A 20,650-nucleotide genomic window follows, 5' to 3' on the forward strand; every position below is an offset into this window, starting at 1 on the left:
ACCCAGTGCAGCAGCTCCTCAACACCGCCCTCGGCGGCCTGACGCTCGGCATGGTCTACGCCGCGTTCGCGCTCGCCCTGGTCCTCATCTGGCGCTCGACGCGGATCGTGAACTTCGCCCAGGCCCCGATGGCGATGGTGACCACCTTCGTCGCGCTGGTCGTCGTCGACGCCGGCCACTCCTACTGGCTGGCCTTCGCCGCGGCCCTGGCCAGCGGCCTGCTGCTCGGCGCCGTCGTCGAGCGGCTGATCGTGCGCCGGGTCGAGGGCGGGCCGGAGATCAACGCGGTCATCCTCACCCTCGGCCTGTTCATCGTGCTCCACGCGCTGGCCGCGGTCGTCTTCGGCAACCGCTACCGCAGCTTCCCCGCGCCCTTCGGGGTCCGCGGGATCGAGGTGGGCGGCACCACGATCGCGCTCACCGGCTTCGGCGTCTTCACCATCCTCGCGGTGCTGGTGACGATGGGCCTGCTGCTGGCGCTGTTCCGCTACACCGACCTGGGGCTGCGGATGCGCGCCTCGGCGTACAACCCCGAGGTCGCCCGGCTGCTCGGCGTCCGCGTCGGGCGGATGCTCACCCTCGGCTGGGCCCTCGCCTCGCTCGTCGGGTCGCTGGCCGGCCTGCTCATCGCCGGCGGCAGCCTGGTCCACCCCGGCTACATGGACTCCGTCGTGGTCTACGGCTTCGTCGCCGCCGTCCTCGGTGGCCTGGACAGCCCGATCGGCGCGGTCGTCGGCGGGCTGCTGCTGGGGCTCGCGCTCTCCTTCGTCAGCGGGTACGTCGGCTCGCAGCTGGTCGCGCTGGCCGCCCTGGTGATCCTCATGCTGGTCCTGACCCTGCGACCGGGCGGGCTGTTCGCGCAGACCGCCGCGAGGAGGGTCTGAGATGACCGCGCTGCGCACCTGGTGGGCCGGCTCCCTGCTCGGCCGGCACCTGCTGCTCGCCCTGGTCGGTCTCGTAGTCGTGGTCGTCGTCCTGGAGAGCTCGAGCGACTTCCGCAACCTCCAGCTCGCCTCGATGGCCTACCTCGGGATCGCCGCGGGCGGCCTGACCGTGCTGACCGGGCTCAACGGGCAGATCTCGCTGGGCCACGGCGCGCTGATGGCGATCGGCGCCTACACCGCCGCGCTGCTGCTCGACGACCGCGACGCCGGCACCCCGCTGCCGCTGGTCGTGCTCGCCGCCATCGCGGTGACCCTGCTGGTCGGCGTCGTGGTCGGCGCCGCCGCGGCCCGCCTGCACGGCCCCTACCTCGCCGGCGCGACGCTCGCGCTCGCCGTGGCGGTCCCCGGCATCGCGCTGTACTTCAAGGAGGAGCTCGGCGGGGAGCAGGGGCTCCGCGTCGTGCTGCCCGACATCCCCGCCTGGGTGCTCGACCTGGCCTTCTTCGTGACCGGCCAGGACCTCACCCGCAGCCGGTACGTCGCCTACCTGGCCTGGCTCACGCTGATCGTCACCTTCGTGCTCCTCGCGAACCTCTCCCGCGGCCGGGTCGGCCGGCGCTGGCGTGCGGTCCGCGACGACGAGGTCGCCGCCGAGCTGGCCGGCATCCGGCTCGGCCGCGCCCGGGTCTCGGCGTTCGTCGTCAGCGCGGCCGCCGCCGGCGCGGCCGGGGCGATGATGGCGGTGACCGTGCGCCTCGCGGCCCCGAGCGGGTTCACCATCACCCTCAGCCTGACCCTGCTGACCGCCGTCGTCCTCGGCGGTCTCGGCAGCCTCACCGGGGCGCTCCTCGGAGCGGCGCTGCTGACCTTCCTGCCCCAGGTCGTCACCGACCTCGGGGTCGACGCCGGGCTCTCCGACATCCAGGCCGCCGAGCTGTCCCCGCTGGTCTACGGCCTGGTGATGGTCGCGGTGATCCTGCTGGCCCCCGCCGGCCTGGTCGGCACCGCCCGCACCGCCCTGCTCCGGCGACGGCTGCGCCGTACCGGCCCCGCCTCGGACAAGCCCGGCCCCGCCTCCGACGTGCCCGGCCCCGACGCGCCCCCTGCCGTCCCGACCACCCCGACCGCTGCCACCACCACCTCCACCACCTCGAAGGGAACCACCACATGAGACGACGGCTCCGCAGGTCCGCACCCCTCGCCGGGGTGCTGGCCGGTGCCCTCCTGCTGAGCGCCTGCGGCGCCGGCGGACGCGACGACGACGGCGACGGCGGGAGCGGCGGCGACGCCGCTGTGGACACGCCGGGCGTCACCGAGGACTCGATCAAGATCGGCGCCCACTTCCCGCTGACGGGGGTGGCGGCGCCCGGCTACAACGAGATCCCGACCGGTGCGAAGGCCTACTTCGACTACGTCAACGCCCAGGGCGGCGTCAACGGCCGCCAGATCGAGTACGTCGTCCGCGACGACGGCTACAACCCCACCAACACCAGCTCGGTGACCAACGAGCTGGTGCTGGAGGAGGAGATCTTCGCGATGGTCGGCGGCCTCGGCACGCCCACCCACAGCGCGGTCGTGGACTTCCTCAACGACGAGGGCGTCCCCGACTTCTTCGTCTCCTCCGGCTCCCTGCAGTGGGGCGACGACCCGGAGAACGCGCCGTACACCTTCGGCTGGCAGCCCGACTACGAGATCGAGGGCAAGATCATCGGCCAGTACGTCGCGGAGAACATGCCCGACGCCAAGGTCGGCCTCTTCCTCCAGGACGACGACTTCGGCGACGACGCCGAGAAGGGCGTGCGCCAGTTCGTCGACGACCAGATCGTCGCGGCCGAGCGCTACACCTCCGGCAACACCGACGTGGGCCCGCAGGTCGCCGGCCTCCAGGCCGCCGGCGCCGACCTGGTGCTGGCCTTCAACACCCCCTCCTACACCGCGCTGAGCCAGCTGGTGGCGCTCAAGCTGGGCTACCAGCCGCAGTGGTTCTACTCCAACGTCGGCTCCGACGCCGACCTGGTCGGCTCGCTGCTCTCCCGCTTCTCCGAGGGCGCCGTCGAGGGCGGCTCGGGCTCGCTGGACGGCGTGATGACCACCGAGTACATCCCCGGCGTCGACCAGCCCGACGACCCGTGGGTCCAGCTGTGGGAGAAGGTCTGGGACGAGCACGGCGAGAAGGGCGAGCTGACGAACTACCGGGTCTACGGCATGTCCCACGCCTACGCGTTCGTCCAGGCGCTGATGGCCGCCGGTGAGGACCTCACCCGCGACGGCCTGGTCGAGGCGATGGAGGAGGTCGGCGCCGGGCTCGACGGCCCGCAGCTCGCGCCGTTCCGCTACTCCGCCGACAGCCACCTCGGCATCTCGGGCCTGCGCGTCGTCGAGATCCGCGACGGCGCGGGCGAGGACCTCACCCCGGTCCTGGTCACCGACATCGGCGACGCCGAGATCGTCGAGGACGACTCCGGCCAGGACGCCGACGCCCCGCCGGAGAGCGGCGTCCCCGAGGCCTCCTAGCCTCCGCCCGTCCGCGGGGCACCGGCCCGAGCGCCCGAGCCCCGCGGACGAGGCACCGGCCCGAACCCGGTGCGGCAGCTCCGGCCGCCGCACCGGGACAGCCGCTCCAGGCGCCGTCGCGCTCGTCGGGCACCGGCGGCGAGGCGCAGGACCCGTCGGCGGAGGGTCTGGTCGTCGGTCCTCAGCACCACGATGTTCGGCCGGTCGGCGCGCAGGGCGGCGCGCACCGCCGGCGCGTCCCGTGCCGCCGGCCCGGCATCCCCCATCGAGGGCACGCGCGCGCCCGGGGCCCGCACCGGCGAGGCGGGGCGCTCAGCGGCGCCGGGACTCCAGCACGCGGAACCCCTTGGCCGAGGCCAGCCGCGTCGTGGGGAAGCCCTGCTCCCCCAGCCACCGCTGCAGCGAGTCCGCGCCGAGGTTCTTGCCGACCACCATCACCGCGCGCCCGCCCGGCGCCAGCCGCGGCAGCCAGGTGAGCAGCAGCTCGTGCAGCGCCTGCTTGCCGATCCGGATCGGCGGGTTCGACCAGATCTCGTCGTACGTCGCGTGGGGCTCGACGGCGTCCGGCGTCGCGGCGCGGTAGCGGTCGGCGACGCCGAGGGCCGCGGCGTTCTCGTTCGCGAGCAGCACCGCGCGCTCGTTGACGTCGACGGCGGTGACCGTGGCGCCCGGCACGCAGACCGCGACCGCGAGCCCGATGACGCCGTAGCCGCAGCCGAGGTCGAGGACCCGCCCGCCCGCGGGCGGCTCGGTCTCGCGGAAGAGCACCGAGGTCCCGATGTCGACCCTGCCCTGGGCGAAGACGCCCGACCCGCTGACCAGCGACAGCGTGCGACCCCAGACCTCGGCGGTCACCGGCGCCCGCTTGAACGGCACCGAGGGGTCCGCGGAGAAGTAGTGCTCCTCCTGCTCGCTCATGCCCGCTCCCTCCTCGCTCGGGTCAGCTCGACCCGCGCCCCGAGCTCGGCGTCGGGCGGGTAGGCGACCTCCTCCAGGGTCAGGCCGTGGGCGTGGACGACCGGCACCGAGGCGTCGCGCCGCTCGGCGGCCAGGATCTCCCCGGCCCACGCGACCGGGCGCCGCCCCTCCCCCACGGCCAGCAGGCAGCCGACCAGGGAGCGGACCATGCTGTGGCAGAACGCGTCGGCACGCACCGTCGCCTCGGCCACCCCCGAGGGCAACCGCCGCCAGGACAGCTCCTGGAGCACCCGGATCGTTGTCGCGCCCTCGCGTTGCTTGCAGAACGAGGCGAAGTCGTGCTGGCCCAGCAGGAGCACCGCCGCCTCGTTCATCGCCTCGACGTCGACCGGCCGCGGCCAGGCGAGCACGTGCCCGCGCACGAGCGGGTCCACCGCGGCGGGGGTGTCGGCGACGCGGTAGGCGTAGCGGCGCCACAGCGCGGAGAAGCGCGCGTCGAAGCCGGGCGCCGCCTCGACCGCGCGGCGTACCCGCACGTCGGCGGGGAGGATCCCGTTGAGCCGGCGCACCAGCGCCTCGAGCGGCGGGTCGGGGGCGCGCCCGGCCGACCGCGCGAGCGCGTCGGGCTCGACGTCGAGGTGGACGACCTGCCCGCGGGCGTGCACGCCGGCGTCGGTGCGGCCGGCGCAGACCAGCTCCACCGACGGCATCCGCAGGGCGGTCGCGGCGGCCGCGGACAGCTCGCCCTGGACGGTCCGCAGGCCGGGCTGGGCCGCCCAGCCGTGGAAGCCGCTGCCGTCGTAGGCGAGGTCGATCCGGATCCGCACCCCCTCATCCTTCCGTACGCTGGACGGGGTGAGCGCAGCCCCCGCGATCATCCTCGTCTCCGAGCACCACCTCGACGACCTCGAGGGCGCCTTCGGGCGCTACGAGCGGGAGTACGACGTGCGCTCGGCCCGCAGCGGCGTGGCGGCCGAGGCGCTCGCCCGCGAGGTCGTGGCGACCGGCGGGACGGTCGCGCTGTTCGTCGCCGAGTCCGTGCTGCCGGACTGCCACGTGCTGGAGGGGTTCCACCGCTGGCGCGCCGTCGCGCCCAACGCCCGCCGGATGGTCGCGGCCCACTGGGACCGCTTCCTCACCGACGCGCCCGTCCTGCGCGCGGGCCTGGCCAAGGGCAAGTACGACGCCTACCTGCTCATGCCGCGCGGGATCCGCGACGAGGAGTTCCACCACGCCGTCACCGACCTGCTCAGCGACTGGGGCGCCACCGTCGCCGAGCCGGAGGTCGTCTCGGCCAAGATCATCAGCCCGGTCCGCGACGCCCGGGTGCTCGCCATCCGCGACTTCCTGGACCGGATGGGGATGGCGAGCCGTGTCTACCACCCCGACGACCCCGTCGCGCGCCACCTGCTCGGCGACCACGTCGACGACGCGGCGTACCCCCTCGTGTGGGCGCCCGAGCGGCCGGCCGTCGAGGACGCCACGGTGCGCACGGTGGCGATGAGCCTGTACGGCGCGCCGAGCGACCTCGACGTGGAGGGCACGGTCGACGTGTGCGTCGTGGGCGGTGGCCCGGCCGGCCTCGCCACAGCGGTGTACGCCGCGTCCGAGGGCCTCTCGTGCGTCGTGCTGGAGGCCGAGGCGATCGGCGGGCAGGCGGGCACCAGCTCGATGATCCGCAACTACCTGGGCTTCCCGCGCGGCATCTCCGGCATGCGGCTGGCCCAGCGCGCCCGCAACCAGGCGCTGCGCTTCGGCACCCGCTTCGTCACCGGCTGGGAGGTCCAGGGCCTGGTCCCGGGCGCCGGCGGCGCACCGCACCTGGTCCGCACCGACGGCGGCGACGTGGCCGCCCGCGCGGTGGTGGTCGCCAGCGGGGTCGCCTACCGCAAGCTGCGCGTCGAGCCGCTGGAGGAGCTGGTCGGCAGCGGCGTCTTCTACGGCGCCGCGATGACCGCCGCGCGGGAGATGGAGGACCAGGACGTCGTGGTCGTCGGCGGCGGCAACTCCGCCGGCCAGGCCGCCGTGCACCTGGCGCGATTCGCCCGCTCGGTCACCGTGCTGGTGCGCCGGCCGGACGTGGCGGCGACGATGTCGCAGTACCTCGTCGGCGAGATCGCCTACCACCCCCGGATCACGGTGACCACGTGCGGCGAGGTGGTCGACGGCGGCGGGGACAGCCGGCTGGAGTGGATCGACGTGCGCGACACCCGCGACGGATCGGTGCACCGCCGGGAGGTGGGCGGGCTGTTCCTGCTGCTCGGCGCGGAGCCGCGGGCCGACTGGCTGCCGACCGAGGTCGCGCGCGACGAGCGCGGGTTCGTCCTCACCGGCCGCGACGTGCCGCGGGCGCGCTGGGTCGACGGCCTGCCCCCGGCGAACCTCGCGACCACGGTCCCCGGCGTCTTCGCGGCCGGCGACATCCGCGCGGGGTCGATGAAGCGGGTGGCGGCCGCCAGCGGCGAGGGCGCCTCGGTGGTGCCCCTCGTGCACCAGTGGCTGGCCCCCTGATCCGCCGCCCTGATCCGTCCGGAGGGCGTTCAGAGCTCGTGGCGGTACGGCGGGTCCGCGCCGGGCCGCGACACGGTGACCGCGGCGGCCCGGGCCGCGTGCGCGAGCACCTCGGCGACCTCGACCTCACCGATCCCCCGCAGGCGCTCGCGCCGCTCCGCGCCGAGCAGCCCGCGCTCCCACAGCGCGTCCACGAGGGCCGCCCCGAAGGTGTCCCCCGCGCCGATCGTGTCGGCGACCTCCACCGGCAGCGAGGCGACCTCGACCGTGCGTCCCGCGCCCGTCCAGGTCGCCCCGTCCGCACCGCGGGTGACCACGACCACCCCCGGGCCGAGGGCGAGCAGGTGCGCGACGGCGGAGGCCTCGTCGAGGTCGGGCCACAGCGCGGCGAGGTCCTCGTCGCTGGCCTTGACCAGGTCGGCCAGCGCGGCGACCCGCTCGACCCGCGCGACGACGTCCGCCCCGGTCCCGGTGACCGCCGGGCGGGCGTTGACGTCGTAGCTCACCGTCGCCCGGTCCCGCAGCCGCCGCAGCAGCGCCGCGACGTCCTCGGCTCCCGGGGCGACGACGGCGCCGAGGGAGCAGGCGTGCACGTGCAGCGGGGCCGGCTCGTCGGCCACCGGGCCGAGCTCCCAGGACAGGTCGAACTCGTAGGTCGCCGCTCCCCCGGCCCCGATCGTGGCCAGCGCCGCGGAGGTCCGGGCGAGCACCGCCGGGTCCGTCGCCAGCGCCACCCCGGCCGCGTCGAGGTGGCGAGCCAGCAGCGCGCCACGGTCGTCGGCGGCGTACGCCGTCGCGAGCCGCACGGGCCGCCCCAGCCGGGCGAGCGCGACCGCGACGTTCGCGGCGCTGCCCCCGGCGTGCTCGCGCGTCGTGCCGTCCGGCGCGCGCACCACGTCGACGAGCGCCTCGCCCACCACCAGCACGTCGCGGGCCTCCGGCCCGGCCTCAGCCACCATGGCGCCACCCTAGGGTGGCGCCATGCAGGTGCACCCGCTGGACGCCGAGGACCCGACGCCGCCCTTCGAGCAGCTCCGCGCCCAGCTCGCGGGCCGGGTCGCGAGCGGCGATCTCCCCGCGGGCACCCGGCTGCCCACCGTGCGGGCGGTCGCCGCCGAGCTCGGCCTCGCGGTCAACACCGTGGCCAAGGCCTACCGTGCGCTGGAGGCCGACGGCGTGGTGGTCACCGAGGGGCGGCGCGGCACGTTCGTCGCCTCGGACGCTGCCGCCGGCTCCGCCGCCGCGGAGGCGGCCGCCACGGCGTACGTCGCCGCCGCCCGCCGCGCCGGGCTCACCCTGCCCGAGGCGGTCCGGCTGGTCGAGCGGGGCTGGTGACCCAGACCACGGCGACACCGGCGGTCGCCATTCCCTAGTCTCCCGATGTGCTTACACGTCTTCGGGTAGCCGCCCTCCCGCTGCTCCTCCTCGTCGCGCTCGTCCCCGCGCCCGCCGGGCCTTCCGCTCAAGCCGCCACCGCCGCCCGTCCCGACCAGGCCGCCGCGTCCGCGCCGCCGGCGCGCCCGCGCGGGACGCTCCCGGAGAACCCCTGGGCCGGGCCGGCCGGCACCGCGACCATGCACGGCGACCCCGGGTCCTCCGACACCAACCCCTACCGCGGGCCGGGCCCGGACGCGGGGCCCGCGGAGCCGGTCGTCCTCGGCGCGGTGTGCCCGACGGTCCTCGCCGGCCGCGACGGCATGGTGCAGGCGCTGTGCACCGAGTACCTCGACCGCGCCCCCACCCTGCACCTGCTCGACCCGACCACGTTCCGGTCGGTGGCCAGCCTCCACCTCGAGGCCGGCTCCCTGCTCGGCGGCGTCTACGCCTACCTCGACCACCGCGACCGGCTGGTCACCGTCGACGGCTCGGGCGCGGTGCTCGTGCTCGCCCACGACCGGGGCGGGCCGGACGGCTCCTGGCGCGTCCTCGTGCAGCGCCGCTACCCCCTCGGCGCGGCGATGACCCGCGCCTGCGGCGCTCCGGACTGCGACGCGCTCACCACCCTCGCGCCGGGGTACGACGGCCGGCTGTGGTTCGCCACCGCCGACGGCCGCGCCGGGCACGTCGACCGCCGCACCGGGCGGGTCCGCATCCGCGACCTCTCCGCGCGCACCGAGATCGTGGCCAACAGCATCTCGACCGCGCCGGACGGCGTGGCGGTGACCTCCGACCGGGCGACGTACCTCCTGCGCGCCGGGGCGGGTGGCCGGATCGAGAAGGTCTGGCGCCGCGGCTACGACCGGGGACCGGCGCGCAAGCCGGGTCAGCTGAGCCGGGGCAGCGGCGCGACCCCGACGTTCTTCGGCCCCCGGACCGGCCACGAGTACGTCGCGATCACCGACAACGCCCGCCCGCGGGCCCACCTGCTGGTCTACCGCGCGGCGACCGGGCGGCTGGTGTGCCGCGAGCCGTTCCTGGACGCGGCGAGCTCGGGGACCGAGAACTCCCCCATCGGCTGGCGCCGCTCGGTCTACGTCGCCAGCACCTACGGCTACCCCTACCCCACGACCCCCGAGGGCGCCGGCGAGGCCGATCCGCCCAGCGCCGCGTTCGTGGGCGGCCTGGAGAAGTTCACGGTGACCGAGGAGGGGTGCACCTCGCGCTGGCGCAGCGACGTGCGCTCCGCGGCGGTGCCGAAGCTGTCCACGGCCGAGGGTGTCGTCTACACCGTCACCCGCAGCCGCGCCTCGGTCTACGAGCTGGCCCGCATCTCCCCGGCCACCGGCCGGGTCCTGAGCCGGACGCCGATCGGTGCCGGCCCGCTCGCGGACACCCTGCAGATGGTCGGTACGACGCTCCCCGACGGCACGCTGCTCCAGGGCAACCTCACCGGTCTGACGGTGACCCGTCCCGACGGCAGCTGAGCACCGGGCACCGCTGCCACTCCCCGAGATGCCACCACCCCGAAATGCCACCGACCCGCCCGGAGGACCGGGCGGGTCGGTGGTTCGTGCGGGGTGCTGCGACCTGGTCAGGCCTTCGCGTCGCCCTCGGGCTCCGCAGCGGCCTCGGTCTCGGCGGCCTCGTCGGAGACGGGCTCGGTGACCTCGGTCTCCTGCTCGGCGACGACGCTCTCCTCGGGGGAGGCCTCCTCGGCGAGCTCGGTCGGGCCGGTCTCCTCGGCGGGCGCCGGGGCGGCGGCGGCCGGGGCGGCCTTCGCCTTCGGGGCCGACGGGGCGTAGGCCTCGGTCACCAGCTCGATGACCGCCATGGGGGCGTTGTCGCCCTTGCGGGGGCCGATCTTGGTGATCCGGGTGTAGCCACCGGGACGCTCGGAGAAGGTCGGCGCGATCTCGGTGAAGAGCACGTGGACGACACCCTTGTCGCGGATGGTCTTGAGGACCTCTCGACGGTTGTGGAGGTCGCCCTTCTTCGCCTTGGTGATCAGCTTCTCCGCGTGCGGACGCAGCGCGCGGGCCTTCGCCTCGGTCGTGGTGATCCGGCCGTGCTCGAAGAGCTGGGTGGCCAGGTTCGCCAGGATGAGGCGCTGGTGCGCCGGGCCGCCGCCGAGGCGGGGACCCTTGGTGGGCTTCGGCATGTCTCTCTCGTTCCTCCCCGGCCGTACCAGGTACCGGGGTAGTAGGCCGGAGGCGGGTTCGCCCCCGGTCAGTCCTTCAGGTCAAGCGGTGAAGCGATGCAGTCGAACCCGCGCCGGTCAACCGAGGAAGCGGCCCGAAAGCCGCCAACCGACCTGTACCGAAGCGAACGTCAACTGCGGCGCGGCATCGTGTCGCCCGGCGGCGAAGCCGCGTGGAGCGAAGCTCCACAGGCGACACGCTCGCGCCATCCAACTCAGTACTGCTCGTCCTCGACGAACGCGTCGTCGTCGTCGTCGCCGTACGCCGCGAGGGCGGCGCTCGGGTCGAAGCCGGGCGCGCTGTCCTTGAGGGACAGGCCCATCTCGACCAGCTTGGCCTTGACCTCGTCGATCGACTTGGCGCCGAAGTTGCGGATGTCGAGCAGGTCCTGCTCCGAGCGGCTGATGAGCTCACCCACGGTGTGGATGCCCTCGCGCTTGAGGCAGTTGTAGGACCGGACGGTCAGCTGCAGGTCCTCGACCGGGAGGGCGAGGTCGGCGGCGAGCTGCTCGTCGACCGGCGAGGGGCCGATGTCGATGCCCTCGGCCTCGACGTTGAGCTCACGGGCGAGGCCGAAGAGCTCGACGAGGGTCTTGCCGGCCGAGGCGATCGCGTCGCGGGGACGGATCGAGGGCTTGGTCTCGACGTCGATGACGAGCTTGTCGAAGTCGGTGCGCTGCTCGACTCGGGTGGCCTCGACCTTGTAGGTCACCTTCAGCACGGGGCTGTAGATCGAGTCGACCGGCATGCGGCCGATCTCGTTGTCGGCGCCCTTGTTCTGCACGGCGGAGACGTAGCCGCGGCCGCGCTCGACGACGAGCTCCATCTCGAGCTTGCCGGTGTCGGAGAGCGTCGCGATCTTCAGGTCGGGGTTGTGCACCTCGACACCGGCCGGCGGCGCGATGTCGGCGGCGGTGACGTCACCGGCACCGGACTTGCGCAGGTACATGGTGACCGGCTCGTCGTGCTCGGAGGAGACGACGAGGCCCTTGAGGTTGAGGATGATCTCGGTGACGTCCTCCTTGACCCCCTCGACGGTGGAGAACTCGTGGAGGACGCTGTCGATCTTGATGCTCGTGACCGAGGCACCGGGGATCGAGGAGAGGAGGGTTCGCCGCAGGGAGTTGCCGAGGGTGTAGCCGAAGCCGGGCTCCAGCGGCTCGATCACGAACCGCGAGCGGAACTCGTCGACGGACTCTTCCGACAGGGTGGGGCGCTGTGCGATCAGCACGGTGGGTTTCCTTTCCGGGCCCACCCGCTATATGACGGGCCCGAACATCAGGTTGGCGGAAGGCTGTGGTGCGGCCACGTCCGGGGCCCACCTGGCGGTGGACCCCGGACGCAGGGTGCGCGTGGGGCGTGAGCCCGCTGCGCTTACTTCTTCGAGTAGAACTCCACGATCAGCTGCTCCTGGACCGGGACGTCGATCTGGGCCCGGACCGGCAGCTGGTGGACGAGGATCCGCATCCGGTTGGGGAGCGCCTCGAGCCACGCGGGGACGACGCGCTCGCCGTGGGTCTCGCGAGCCACGATGAACGGGGTCATCTCCAGCGACTTCTCCCGGACGTCGATGACGTCGTGGGCGCTCACCTGGTACGACGGGATGTCGACCTTCCGGCCGTTGACCCGGAAGTGGCCGTGGACGACCAGCTGGCGGGCGTGGCGGCGGGTCCGGGCGAACCCGGCGCGGTAGACCACGTTGTCGAGGCGGCACTCCAGGAGCTGGAGCAGGTTGTCGCCGGTCTTGCCGGAGCGACGCGAAGCCTCGTGGTAGTAGTTGTGGAACTGCTTCTCCATCACGCCGTACGTGAAGCGGGCCTTCTGCTTCTCGTGCAGCTGGAGGCGGTACTCGCTCTCCTTGATGCGCGCGCGGCCGTGCTGGCCGGGGGGGTAGGGACGACGCTCGAACGCGCCGTCACCGCCGACGAGGTCGACGCCGAGACGGCGCGACTTCCGGGTCATGGGGCCGATGTAACGGGCCATATCTACAAGTCTCCTGTTCTCAGCGGGCGATCAGACGCGGCGGCGCTTGGGCGGGCGGCAGCCGTTGTGGGGAGCGGGCGTGACGTCCTGGATGGTGCCGACCTCGAGGCCGATCGCACCCAGGGACCGGATCGCCGTCTCGCGGCCCGAACCCGGGCCCTTGACGAAGACGTCGATCTTCTTCATGCCGTGCTCCATCGCCCGACGACCGGCGGCCTCAGCGGCCATCTGCGCGGCGAACGGGGTGGACTTGCGCGAGCCCTTGAAGCCGACGGTGCCGGCCGAGGCCCACGAGATCACCGCACCGGTGGGGTCGGTGATGGTGACGATGGTGTTGTTGAACGTGCTCTTGATGTGAGCCTCGCCCTGGGCGACGTTCTTCTTCTCCTTGCGGCGCACCTTCTTGGCGCCGGCCGCGTTGCGGCTCTTGGGAGGCATGCGGTTACTCCTTGGTCAGCTGGTCTGGGGGTGATCGATGAGGCCGTGGCTCGCCGTGCGGCGAGGGATCACTTGGCCTTCTTCTTGCCGGCGACCGTGCGCTTGGGACCCTTGCGGGTGCGCGCGTTGGTCTTGGTGCGCTGACCGCGGACCGGAAGGCCCATGCGGTGACGACGACCCTGGTAGCTGCCGATCTCGATCTTGCGACGGATGTCAGCCTGGACCTCGCGACGGAGGTCACCCTCGATCTTGAAGTTGGACTCGATCTCGTCGCGGAGCTTGACCAGCTCCTCGTCCCCCAGCTCGTGGACGCGGGTGTTCGGGTTGACCCCGGTCGCCGCGAGGAGCTGCTGAGAGCGGGTACGGCCGATGCCGTAGATGTAGGTGAGTGCGATCTCGATGCGCTTGTCGCGCGGGAGGTCCACACCAACGAGGCGTGCCATGTGGCGTTCCTTTGCTGTTGCCGCAGAGGTGTCGGTCGTGTCGCGCCCTGGTCCCTCGTGGACCAGGCTCCGGCCTCTGCGCCGAAGGTGGTTGACCCGCCGGAAGGCGGGTGAGCGATCACGTTGTTGTTGTTCAGTTGTGCCGGGCCCGGGGGCCGGCGACAGCGGGGGTGAGCGGTGTGCTCAGCCCTGGCGCTGCTTGTGGCGAGGGTTCTCGCAGATGACCATGACGCGGCCGTGGCGACGGATCACCTGGCACTTGTCGCAGATCTTCTTGACGCTGGGGTTGACCTTCACTGTTCAGGCCCTTCTGGTGGGTCGGCTGCTACTTGTAGCGGTAGACGATGCGACCCCGCGTGAGGTCGTACGGCGAGAGCTCCACCACCACGCGGTCCTCGGGGAGGATCCGGATGTAGTGCTGACGCATCTTGCCGCTGATGTGGGCGAGAACCTTGTGGCCGTTGCTCAGCTCGACGCGGAACATGGCGTTGGGCAGGGCCTCCACGACGGTGCCCTCGATCTCGATCACGCCTTCTTTCTTCGGCATGTCCTCCACAATCTGTTGTCGGTCGGTCGTCCACCGTGTTCGTGCACCGCCGGCGGTGCGGACCGCTTGCGGGTGGCCCGGGAACCTCCGGCCCGCTGTCTCCAGCGTGCCGGTGGACCTCGTGCAGCCGTCCGTGCTCCTCATTCCCGGCACACACGGACGATCGCTCGGGAGGAGCGGACGTCCGCGGGCCCCGGGCAGCCGCGAGGCGCCACGAGACAGACCCACGTTGGGCCGACGTTGCAGTCTAGGCGCACCGGCCCCCATAACACGAATCCGTGCCGAGTGGTGCGCACGCCCCGAGCGCGCCGCGCCGGGTTCGTCTCAGGTCGCGAGCAGCTCGAGCGTGCGCTCGCGCGCCGGGCTCGTGCCGGGCTCGGTGCCGACGTACGCCGCGGCCACCGGGCCGACCATCACCTCGTCGACGCCGTACGTCGCCGCGAGCTCGCTCACCCGGGTCCGGGCCTCCTCGGGTCCCCCGATCACCCACCGCTCGGCCATCGCGTCCATCAGCTGCTGGTGCGCCGGCGGCATCTCCGCCTGGGCCTTCTCGGCCTCCTCGACGAGCCGGCCCGGACCCAGCGGCTGGCCGGTGCGCAACGCGAGCATCATCTGCAGCTGGGGCAGCGCGAGCCGCCGCGCCTCGGCGTCGTCGTCGGCCACGACCGCGTTGACGGTGAGGAACGTGCGGGGCTCGGCGAGCTCGGGCGAGGGCCGGAAGGTGCTGCGGTAGAGCTCGAGCGCCTCGGCGGTCCCCCGGCCCGAGAAGTGGTGGGCGAAGACGTAGGGCATCCCCTTCTCCGCGGCGAGCCGCGCGGAGTAGTCCGAGGAGCCGAGCAGCCAGGTGGTCGGCACCGACGTCGCGGCCGGGGTGGCCCGCAGCTCGTGGGTGCGGCCTTGGACCGCGATGCCGACGCCGGCGGTGTCCATCATCGCCAGCACGTTGTCGACGTACTCGGGGAAGCGGCTGACCGCCTCGTCGCTGACCCCGCCCGCGCCGTGGCGCAGCGCCCAGCTGGTCACCGGGTCGGTGCCGGGGGCCCGGCCGATCCCGAGGTCGATGCGCCCGGGGAAGGCGGCCTCGAGCAGCGCGAACTGCTCGGCGACGACGAGGGGCGCGTGGTTGGGCAGCATCACGCCGCCGGAGCCGACCCGGATCCGCTCGGTCGCCGCGGCCAGCATGCCGATGAGCACCGGCGGGTTGGTGGCGGCGACGGCGGCCATGTTGTGGTGCTCGGCGACCCAGTAGCGGCGGTAGCCGAGGCGGTCGGCGCTCCGTGCCAGCGCGGTCGAGGCGCGCAGCGCGTCGGTGGTCGTCTGGTCGCTGCGGACCGGGACGAGGTCGAGCACGGACAGGGCGGGGCGGTGGTCGGTCATCCCCCGGGGAACGCCGCCACCGCCCCGCCCTATTCCGGTCGGTGCCTGTCGCGCCTGGCCTGGTGGAGGTCAGGCGCGGGTGCTCAGTCGCGCGGCTTGGGCGCCGGCGGGTCCGACGCGGTCGCGGCGACCTCGGTGTTCTCGTCGGACTTGGTCTTCGCCAGGCTCGCGGCCGCTGTGACCGCGAGGGTCACCAGGATGACCGCCAGGCTCAGCAGCGTCGGGACCTCCCAGTCCAGGATGCCGCCCTTGTACATCGCGTGGATGATCAGCTTCGCGCCGATCCACGCCAGGATGAAGGAGAGGCCCAGCGAGAGGTAGACCAGGCGCTGGAGCAGCCCGCCGATGAGGAAGTAGAGCTGGCGCAGGCCCATCAGCGCGAACACGTTCGCGGTGAAGACGAGGTACGGCTCCTGGGTGATGCCGAAGATCGCCGGGATCGAGTCGAGCGCGAAGAGCAGGTCGGTCGCACCGAGCGCGATGATCACGATCAGCATCGGCGAGGCGAAGCGGACGCCGTTCTCCTTGTAGAACATCTTCAGGCCGAGCCACTTGTCGCCCACGTTGAGGTGCTCGCGCGCGAACGTGACGACCTTGGAGTCCTCGGGATGCTCCTCCTCGTGCTTGCGGTAGGACCGCAGGAGGTTGATCGCGGTGTAGATGAGGAACGCGCCGAAGACGTAGAAGACCCAGCTGAAGCTCTCGATCAGCGCGTAGCCGAGCGCGATGAAGATGCCGCGGAAGATCAGCGCCAGCACGATGCCGACCATGAGGGCTTCCTGCTGGTACTTGCGCGGGACGGCCAGCGCGGACATCAGCACGATGAAGACGAAGAGGTTGTCGACCGACAGGCTCTTCTCGACGACGAAGCCGGTGAAGAAGTCGACGCCGTACTCCTGCCCGTGGAAGCCCCACGTCCAGAAGCCGAAGGCGACCGCGGCCGCCATGTAGATGATGAACGCGATGGTGCACTCGCGCATCGACGGCACGTGCGGCCGTCGGGAGATGATGATGACGTCGAAGAGCAGCACGGCACACGTGACGGTGATCGTGATGCCCCATTCGAGGGCGGAGACATCCACAGGGTTCCTCCTGCTGGAGCGGACGAGGGAACGTCAGAGGTCTCTTCCGCCGCGGACGCGACCCACGACCCCGGACCGGTGCTGATGACCGGACGTGCTGACGGAACCGCGGCGAAGGAATACTCCCCCCTGCAGGGCCATCCTCGCACGGGCACCGAAGCCGGCGGCCATCCGCGGCCCGCCGACGCCCCTTCGCGACTCCAGCGGGACCCCCGCGGGCACGCGCCGGTGGGTCGGCTCAGCGGCCGCCGAAGGGGACGCCGAGAGCGGTCAGCGCTGCCTCGCCGCCGTCGAGCGCGGTGAGCACCCACGCCCCGCCCTCGGTGAGGGTGAAGGTGTGCTCGAAGTGGGCGGCCCGGCTCCCGTCGTCGGTGACGACCGTCCAGTCGTCCTCGAGCGTGGAGACGTCCTTGCCGCCCAGGGTGACCATGGGCTCGACCGCCAGCGCGAGCCCGCGCACCAGCTTGGGGCCGCGGCCGGCCCGGCCGTAGTTCGGTACGTCGGGCGGCTGGTGCATCGCGGAGCCGATGCCGTGCCCGGTGTAGTCCTCGAGGATCCCGTAGGAGCCCTGGGACCGGACGTGCTTCTCCACGGCATGGGAGATGTCGGTGACCCGCCCGCCGAGGCGGGCCGCGGCGATCCCGCGCCACATGGCCTCCTCGGTCACCCGCATGAGCTCGGTGACCTCGGCCGGGACCGTGCCGACGGCGACGGTGATCGCGGCGTCGCCGTGCCAGCCGTCGACGATCGCGCCGCAGTCGATCGAGACGACGTCACCGTCGGCGAGCACCCGGTCCCCCGGGATGCCGTGCACGACCTCGTCGTTGACCGAGGCGCAGATCGACCCCGGGAAGCCGTGGTAGCCCAGGAACGACGGCGTCGCTCCCGAGGAGCGGATGTTGTCCTCCGCGATGGCGTCGAGCTCCCGGGTGGTGATCCCGGCACGGACGTGGCTGCGCAGGAGCTCGAGGGTCTCCCCCACGACCAGCCCGGCCCGACGCATCGAGGCGATCTGCTCGGGCGTCTTGATCTCGACGCCGCGGTCACGCAGGCCCATCAGCCGACCACCGTCAGGACTGGGCCACGTCGTCGAGAGCGGCGTAGATGCGCGCCGTGACGTCGTCGACCTCGCCCATGCCGTCGACCTCCACGAGGATGCCGCGCTCGCGGTAGACCTCGATCAGCGGCTCGGTCTGCTCGACGTAGATCTCCTGGCGGCGCCGGATGACGTCCTCGGTGTCGTCGGCCCGGCCCTCGACCTGCGCGCGCTGCAGCAGGCGCTGGACGATCTCGTCGGGGTCGACGGTCAGGCAGACCACCGCGTCGAGGGAGTGACCGGTGAAGCTGATCATCCCGTCGAGCTCCTCGACCTGCGCGAGCGTCCGCGGGTAGCCGTCGAGCAGGAAGCCGGGCTTGGCGTCCTCCTCGTCGATCCGGTTGCGCACCATCCGGTTGGTGACCTCGTCGGGGACGTACTCCCCCGCGTCCATGTAGCGCTTGGCCTCGATCCCGAGCTCGGTGCCCTGGGAGACGTTGGCGCGGAAGATGTCGCCGGTGGAGATCGCCGGGACGCCGAAGTGCTCGGCGACGAACTTCGCCTGGGTGCCCTTGCCGGCACCCGGAGGACCCATCAGGATCAGCCTCAACGGAGGAACCCTTCGTAGTTGCGCTGCTGCAGCTGGCTCTCGATCTGCTTCACCGTGTCCAGGGCGACGCCGACCATGATCAGGATCGACGTGCCACCGAACGGGAAGTTCTGGTTGGCGTTGATGAGCACCAGTGCGATCAGCGGGATCAGTGCGACCAGGCCGAGGTAGATCGACCCGGGGAACGTGATGCGGGACAGGACGTAGGACAGGTAGTCCTCGGTCGGCTTGCCCGCCCGGATCCCGGGGATGAAGCCGCCGTACTTCTTCATGTTGTCCGCCACCTCGTTGGGGTTGAAGGTGATCGACACGTAGAAGTAGGTGAAGAAGACGATGAGCAGGAAGAACGTCGCCATGTACAGCGGGTTGTCGCCGGTGACGAAGTACTTGTTGATCCAGCGGATGATCTCGGAGTCGGCGTTCTGGTTGAACTGGACCGCCATCGCCGGCAGGTAGAGCAAGGACGAGGCGAAGATGACCGGGATGATGCCGGCCTGGTTCACCTTGAGCGGGATGTAGGTCGAGCTGCCGCCGAACATCTTGCGGCCCACCATCCGGCGGGCGTACTGCACCGGGATCCGGCGCTGCGCCTGCTCGATGAAGATGACCGCGCCGACGATCACGAGGCCGACGATCATCACGATGCCGAAGGTCCACCAGCCCTGCTGCTTCTGGACGTCCCACATGGACGCCGGGAAGGTCGCCACGACCTGGCAGAAGATCAGGATCGACATGCCGTTGCCGACGCCGCGCTCGGTGATGAGCTCGCCGAGCCACATGATCACGGCGGTGCCGGCGGTCATCGTGACGACCAGGACCAGGAAGGTGCCGGTGGCGTCGCTGTGCAGCAGCGGCTCGGTGCAGCCCTGGAGCAGGTTGCCCGACCGGGCGAGGGCGACGATGCCGGTGGCCTGGAGGACCGCGAGGCCCAGCGTCAGGTACCGGGTGTACTGGGTGATCTTGGTCTGGCCCGCCTGGCCCTCCTTCTTCAGCGCCTCGAGCCGCGGGATGACCACGACGAGCAGCTGCAGGATGATGCTGGCGGTGATGTAGGGCATGATCCCCAGCGCGAAGATCGTCAGCTGGAGGAGCGCCCCGCCCGAGAACAGGTTGATCAGGTTGTAGACGCTGTTGTCCTCGACCTGCGCGATGCAGGCCTGGACGTTGGAGACATTCACCCCGGGGGCGGGGATCTGCGACCCGAGCCTGAAGATCGCCACGATCATCAGGACGAAGAGCAGCTTGCGCCGCAGGTCCGGAGTCCGGAATGCGTTCACGAACGCGCTGAGCACGAAGTTCCTCTTTTCCCTGCTGGAGCCGCCTCCCGGCGACCGGCGAGCCCCGGAAGCCTAACAGGCAGATGGCGCGCCCACGGTCCCGACCGGGGTAGGCGGGACGTGGGGTGAAGCGCGGAAGGGGCGCGGCCCGCGTGCTGCGTACAGCAGTCGCGCCGCGCCCCTCCCGGGACAACGATCACAGGACGGTGGTCGTGCCGCCTGCAGCCTCGATCTTCTCCTTGGCCGACGAGGAGAACGCCTGGGCGCTCACGTCGACCTTGACCGAGATCTCGCCCTGGCCCAGCACCTTGACGGGCTGGCCCTTGCGGACGGCGCCGCGGGCGACGAGCTCCTCGACGGTGACGGTGCCACCCTCGGGGAAGAGCTCGCTGAGCCGGTCCAGGTTCACGACCTGGAACTCCACCTTGAACGGGTTCTTGAAGCCCTTGAGCTTCGGGAGCCGCATGTGGATCGGCATCTGGCCGCCCTCGAAGGCCGAGGGGACCTGGTAGCGGGCCTTGGTGCCCTTGGTACCGCGGCCGGACGTCTTGCCCTTGGAGCCCTCACCGCGACCCACGCGGGTCTTGGCGGTCTTGGCACCCGGGGCGGGACGCAGGTGGTGCAGCTTGAGCGTCATGTCAGTCGACCTCCTCGACCGTCACCAGGTGACGGACGGTCTGGACCATGCCGCGGATCTCCGGGCGGTCCTCCTTGACGACCACGTCACCGATGCGCTTGAGACCGAGGGTGCGCAGGGTCTCGCGCTGGTTGGCCTTGCAGCCGATCGTGGACTTCTTCTGCTGGACCTTGAGCTGCCCCATCAGGAAGGCACCTCCTCGGACACGCCGGCCGGCACCTCGGTGCGCGCCTTGAGCAGCGCCGCCGGGGCGACGTGCTCGACCGGGAGCCCACGACGAGCGGCCACGGCCTCGGGCTGCTCGAGCATCCGCAGGGCCTCGACCGTCGCGTGGACGATGTTGATCTGGTTGGACGACCCGAGCGACTTGCTCAGGATGTCGTGGATACCGGCGCACTCGAGGACCGCACGCACCGGGCCGCCGGCGATCACACCGGTACCGGGCGCAGCCGGACGCAGCATGACCACACCGGCCGCCTTCTCACCCTGGACCGGGTGAGGGATGGTGCCCTGGATACGGGGGACGCGGAAGAAGGACTTCTTCGCCTCCTCGACACCCTTGGCGATCGCCGCGGGCACCTCCTTGGCCTTGCCGTAGCCGACACCAACCAGGCCCTCGCCGTCACCGACGATGACCAGGGCGGTGAAGCTGAAGCGACGACCACCCTTCACGACCTTGGCGACACGGTTGATCGCAACGACGCGCTCGATGTAGGCGGTCTTGTCTGCAGCCTGGCCGCCGCGACGGTCGTCGCGGTTGCCTCGGCGCTCGCCACCGCGCTGTCCGCGCTGGGCTCCGCTCATGAGACTGTTCC

Annotated in this window: 24 protein-coding genes; 6 read left to right on the top strand and 18 right to left on the bottom strand. The window is 72.1% G+C overall.

Annotated elements, in window-relative coordinates:
* Nucleotides 1-5: 5 nt before the first annotated feature.
* The 3 genes from HPC71_RS17325 to HPC71_RS17335 are packed head-to-tail and all read left to right on the top strand — an operon-like array spanning nt 6 to nt 3,398.
* On the top strand, nt 6-884 hold the full coding sequence (locus HPC71_RS17325; protein WP_171896984.1) for a branched-chain amino acid ABC transporter permease: 879 nt from the start codon (nt 6-8) through the stop codon (nt 882-884).
* 1 nt (nt 885) lies between these two features.
* Nucleotides 886-2,055: a branched-chain amino acid ABC transporter permease gene (locus HPC71_RS17330; protein ID WP_154615556.1), complete on the top strand. Its 1,170-nt coding sequence runs from the start codon at nt 886-888 to the stop codon at nt 2,053-2,055.
* Nucleotides 2,052-3,398: an ABC transporter substrate-binding protein gene (locus tag HPC71_RS17335; protein WP_154615554.1), complete on the top strand. Its 1,347-nt coding sequence runs from the start codon at nt 2,052-2,054 to the stop codon at nt 3,396-3,398. The genes HPC71_RS17330 and HPC71_RS17335 overlap by 4 nt, the downstream gene beginning before the upstream one ends.
* A gap of 312 nt (nt 3,399-3,710) precedes the next feature.
* Here the strand turns inward: HPC71_RS17335 and HPC71_RS17340 are convergent, their stop codons facing one another.
* Entirely contained in the window at nt 3,711-4,316 is a 606-nt protein-coding gene (locus tag HPC71_RS17340; protein ID WP_154615552.1) for a class I SAM-dependent methyltransferase, read from the bottom strand.
* Nucleotides 4,313-5,143 carry a tRNA pseudouridine(38-40) synthase TruA gene (truA, locus tag HPC71_RS17345; RefSeq protein WP_216656445.1) on the bottom strand — a complete coding sequence of 277 codons (831 nt, stop codon included), beginning with the start codon at nt 5,141-5,143 and terminating at the stop codon, nt 4,313-4,315. Before truA ends, HPC71_RS17340 begins: the two co-directional genes overlap by 4 nt.
* A 28-nt stretch (nt 5,144-5,171) precedes the next feature.
* On the opposite strand from truA, the gene HPC71_RS17350 reads away from it, so the two are divergent.
* Complete coding sequence (locus HPC71_RS17350; RefSeq protein WP_171896985.1) at nt 5,172-6,827, top strand: NAD(P)/FAD-dependent oxidoreductase; 1,656 nt, start codon at nt 5,172-5,174, stop codon at nt 6,825-6,827.
* Nucleotides 6,828-6,856: 29 nt separating this feature from the next.
* On the opposite strand, the gene HPC71_RS17355 is transcribed toward HPC71_RS17350, so the two are convergent.
* Nucleotides 6,857-7,786 carry a PfkB family carbohydrate kinase gene (locus tag HPC71_RS17355; RefSeq protein WP_154615546.1) on the bottom strand — a complete coding sequence of 310 codons (930 nt, stop codon included), beginning with the start codon at nt 7,784-7,786 and terminating at the stop codon, nt 6,857-6,859.
* A gap of 22 nt (nt 7,787-7,808) precedes the next feature.
* Here HPC71_RS17355 and HPC71_RS17360 point away from each other — a divergent pair, with 22 nt between their 5' ends.
* Both HPC71_RS17360 and HPC71_RS17365 read left to right on the top strand, forming a co-directional pair.
* Nucleotides 7,809-8,162: a GntR family transcriptional regulator gene (locus HPC71_RS17360; protein ID WP_154615544.1), complete on the top strand. Its 354-nt coding sequence runs from the start codon at nt 7,809-7,811 to the stop codon at nt 8,160-8,162.
* Between the two features lie 47 nt (nt 8,163-8,209).
* Nucleotides 8,210-9,691 (top strand): hypothetical protein, encoded by a 1,482-nt coding sequence (locus HPC71_RS17365; protein WP_154615542.1) that lies wholly within the window; start codon nt 8,210-8,212, stop codon nt 9,689-9,691.
* A gap of 107 nt (nt 9,692-9,798) precedes the next feature.
* Here HPC71_RS17365 and rplQ read toward each other — a convergent pair whose 3' ends face one another.
* From rplQ to rpsE, 15 genes are all read right to left on the bottom strand, one after another.
* Nucleotides 9,799-10,365: a 50S ribosomal protein L17 gene (gene rplQ, locus HPC71_RS17370; RefSeq protein WP_154615540.1), complete on the bottom strand. Its 567-nt coding sequence runs from the start codon at nt 10,363-10,365 to the stop codon at nt 9,799-9,801.
* 254 nt (nt 10,366-10,619) lie between these two features.
* Complete coding sequence (locus tag HPC71_RS17375; protein ID WP_171896986.1) at nt 10,620-11,636, bottom strand: DNA-directed RNA polymerase subunit alpha; 1,017 nt, start codon at nt 11,634-11,636, stop codon at nt 10,620-10,622.
* A 143-nt stretch (nt 11,637-11,779) separates the two neighbouring features.
* Entirely contained in the window at nt 11,780-12,388 is a 609-nt protein-coding gene (gene rpsD, locus HPC71_RS17380) for a 30S ribosomal protein S4 (protein WP_154615538.1), read from the bottom strand.
* 30 nt (nt 12,389-12,418) lie between these two features.
* Nucleotides 12,419-12,826, bottom strand: coding sequence for a 30S ribosomal protein S11 (gene rpsK, locus HPC71_RS17385; protein WP_154615536.1), 408 nt, complete (start codon nt 12,824-12,826; stop codon nt 12,419-12,421).
* 68 nt (nt 12,827-12,894) lie between these two features.
* A complete protein-coding gene (gene rpsM, locus HPC71_RS17390) occupies nt 12,895-13,269 on the bottom strand; it encodes a 30S ribosomal protein S13 (RefSeq protein ID WP_154615534.1) in 375 nt (124 codons plus the stop codon).
* A gap of 183 nt (nt 13,270-13,452) precedes the next feature.
* The gene (gene rpmJ, locus HPC71_RS17395; RefSeq protein ID WP_056862094.1) at nt 13,453-13,566 is read right to left on the bottom strand and encodes a 50S ribosomal protein L36; all 114 of its coding nucleotides are present in this window, start codon (nt 13,564-13,566) and stop codon (nt 13,453-13,455) included.
* A 28-nt stretch (nt 13,567-13,594) separates the two neighbouring features.
* Entirely contained in the window at nt 13,595-13,816 is a 222-nt protein-coding gene (gene infA / locus HPC71_RS17400) for a translation initiation factor IF-1 (protein WP_011757309.1), read from the bottom strand.
* 324 nt (nt 13,817-14,140) lie between these two features.
* On the bottom strand, nt 14,141-15,193 hold the full coding sequence (locus tag HPC71_RS17405; protein ID WP_154615531.1) for an LLM class flavin-dependent oxidoreductase: 1,053 nt from the start codon (nt 15,191-15,193) through the stop codon (nt 14,141-14,143).
* An 83-nt stretch (nt 15,194-15,276) separates the two neighbouring features.
* Nucleotides 15,277-16,275 (bottom strand): TerC family protein, encoded by a 999-nt coding sequence (locus HPC71_RS17410; RefSeq protein ID WP_171896987.1) that lies wholly within the window; start codon nt 16,273-16,275, stop codon nt 15,277-15,279.
* A gap of 238 nt (nt 16,276-16,513) precedes the next feature.
* Complete coding sequence (gene map / locus HPC71_RS17415; protein WP_154615529.1) at nt 16,514-17,332, bottom strand: type I methionyl aminopeptidase; 819 nt, start codon at nt 17,330-17,332, stop codon at nt 16,514-16,516.
* Nucleotides 17,333-17,345: 13 nt separating this feature from the next.
* Complete coding sequence (locus HPC71_RS17420; RefSeq protein ID WP_154615527.1) at nt 17,346-17,921, bottom strand: adenylate kinase; 576 nt, start codon at nt 17,919-17,921, stop codon at nt 17,346-17,348.
* The gene (gene secY, locus HPC71_RS17425) at nt 17,918-19,213 is read right to left on the bottom strand and encodes a preprotein translocase subunit SecY (protein WP_171896988.1); all 1,296 of its coding nucleotides are present in this window, start codon (nt 19,211-19,213) and stop codon (nt 17,918-17,920) included. The genes HPC71_RS17420 and secY overlap by 4 nt, the downstream gene beginning before the upstream one ends.
* Before the next feature lie 181 nt (nt 19,214-19,394).
* On the bottom strand, nt 19,395-19,835 hold the full coding sequence (gene rplO, locus HPC71_RS17430) for a 50S ribosomal protein L15 (RefSeq protein WP_154615525.1): 441 nt from the start codon (nt 19,833-19,835) through the stop codon (nt 19,395-19,397).
* A gap of 1 nt (nt 19,836) precedes the next feature.
* Nucleotides 19,837-20,019 (bottom strand): 50S ribosomal protein L30, encoded by a 183-nt coding sequence (gene rpmD, locus HPC71_RS17435; RefSeq protein ID WP_154615523.1) that lies wholly within the window; start codon nt 20,017-20,019, stop codon nt 19,837-19,839.
* The gene (rpsE, locus tag HPC71_RS17440) at nt 20,019-20,639 is read right to left on the bottom strand and encodes a 30S ribosomal protein S5 (protein WP_154615521.1); all 621 of its coding nucleotides are present in this window, start codon (nt 20,637-20,639) and stop codon (nt 20,019-20,021) included. The genes rpmD and rpsE overlap by 1 nt, the downstream gene beginning before the upstream one ends.
* Between the last annotated feature and the right edge of the window lie 11 nt (nt 20,640-20,650).

Source organism: Nocardioides marmotae (assembly GCF_013177455.1).
GTDB lineage: Bacteria > Actinomycetota > Actinomycetes > Propionibacteriales > Nocardioidaceae > Nocardioides > Nocardioides marmotae.

What these genes read in the sequence shown, in the direction of transcription:
- HPC71_RS17330 (WP_154615556.1), top strand. Translation starts at nt 886, where the DNA reads ATGACCGCGCTGCGCACCTGGTGGGCCGGCTCCCTGCTCGGCCGGCAC.
- HPC71_RS17335 (WP_154615554.1), top strand. Translation starts at nt 2,052, where the DNA reads ATGAGACGACGGCTCCGCAGGTCCGCACCCCTCGCCGGGGTGCTGGCC.
- HPC71_RS17340 (WP_154615552.1), bottom strand. Translation starts at nt 4,316, where the DNA reads ATGAGCGAGCAGGAGGAGCACTACTTCTCCGCGGACCCCTCGGTGCCG.
- HPC71_RS17355 (WP_154615546.1), bottom strand. Translation starts at nt 7,786, where the DNA reads ATGGTGGCTGAGGCCGGGCCGGAGGCCCGCGACGTGCTGGTGGTGGGC.
- HPC71_RS17360 (WP_154615544.1), top strand. Translation starts at nt 7,809, where the DNA reads ATGCAGGTGCACCCGCTGGACGCCGAGGACCCGACGCCGCCCTTCGAG.
- rplQ (WP_154615540.1), bottom strand. Translation starts at nt 10,365, where the DNA reads ATGCCGAAGCCCACCAAGGGTCCCCGCCTCGGCGGCGGCCCGGCGCAC.
- rpsD (WP_154615538.1), bottom strand. Translation starts at nt 12,388, where the DNA reads ATGGCCCGTTACATCGGCCCCATGACCCGGAAGTCGCGCCGTCTCGGC.
- rpsK (WP_154615536.1), bottom strand. Translation starts at nt 12,826, where the DNA reads ATGCCTCCCAAGAGCCGCAACGCGGCCGGCGCCAAGAAGGTGCGCCGC.
- rpsM (WP_154615534.1), bottom strand. Translation starts at nt 13,269, where the DNA reads ATGGCACGCCTCGTTGGTGTGGACCTCCCGCGCGACAAGCGCATCGAG.
- infA (WP_011757309.1), bottom strand. Translation starts at nt 13,816, where the DNA reads ATGCCGAAGAAAGAAGGCGTGATCGAGATCGAGGGCACCGTCGTGGAG.
- HPC71_RS17405 (WP_154615531.1), bottom strand. Translation starts at nt 15,193, where the DNA reads ATGACCGACCACCGCCCCGCCCTGTCCGTGCTCGACCTCGTCCCGGTC.
- map (WP_154615529.1), bottom strand. Translation starts at nt 17,332, where the DNA reads ATGGGCCTGCGTGACCGCGGCGTCGAGATCAAGACGCCCGAGCAGATC.
- rplO (WP_154615525.1), bottom strand. Translation starts at nt 19,835, where the DNA reads ATGACGCTCAAGCTGCACCACCTGCGTCCCGCCCCGGGTGCCAAGACC.
- rpmD (WP_154615523.1), bottom strand. Translation starts at nt 20,019, where the DNA reads ATGGGGCAGCTCAAGGTCCAGCAGAAGAAGTCCACGATCGGCTGCAAG.
- rpsE (WP_154615521.1), bottom strand. Translation starts at nt 20,639, where the DNA reads ATGAGCGGAGCCCAGCGCGGACAGCGCGGTGGCGAGCGCCGAGGCAAC.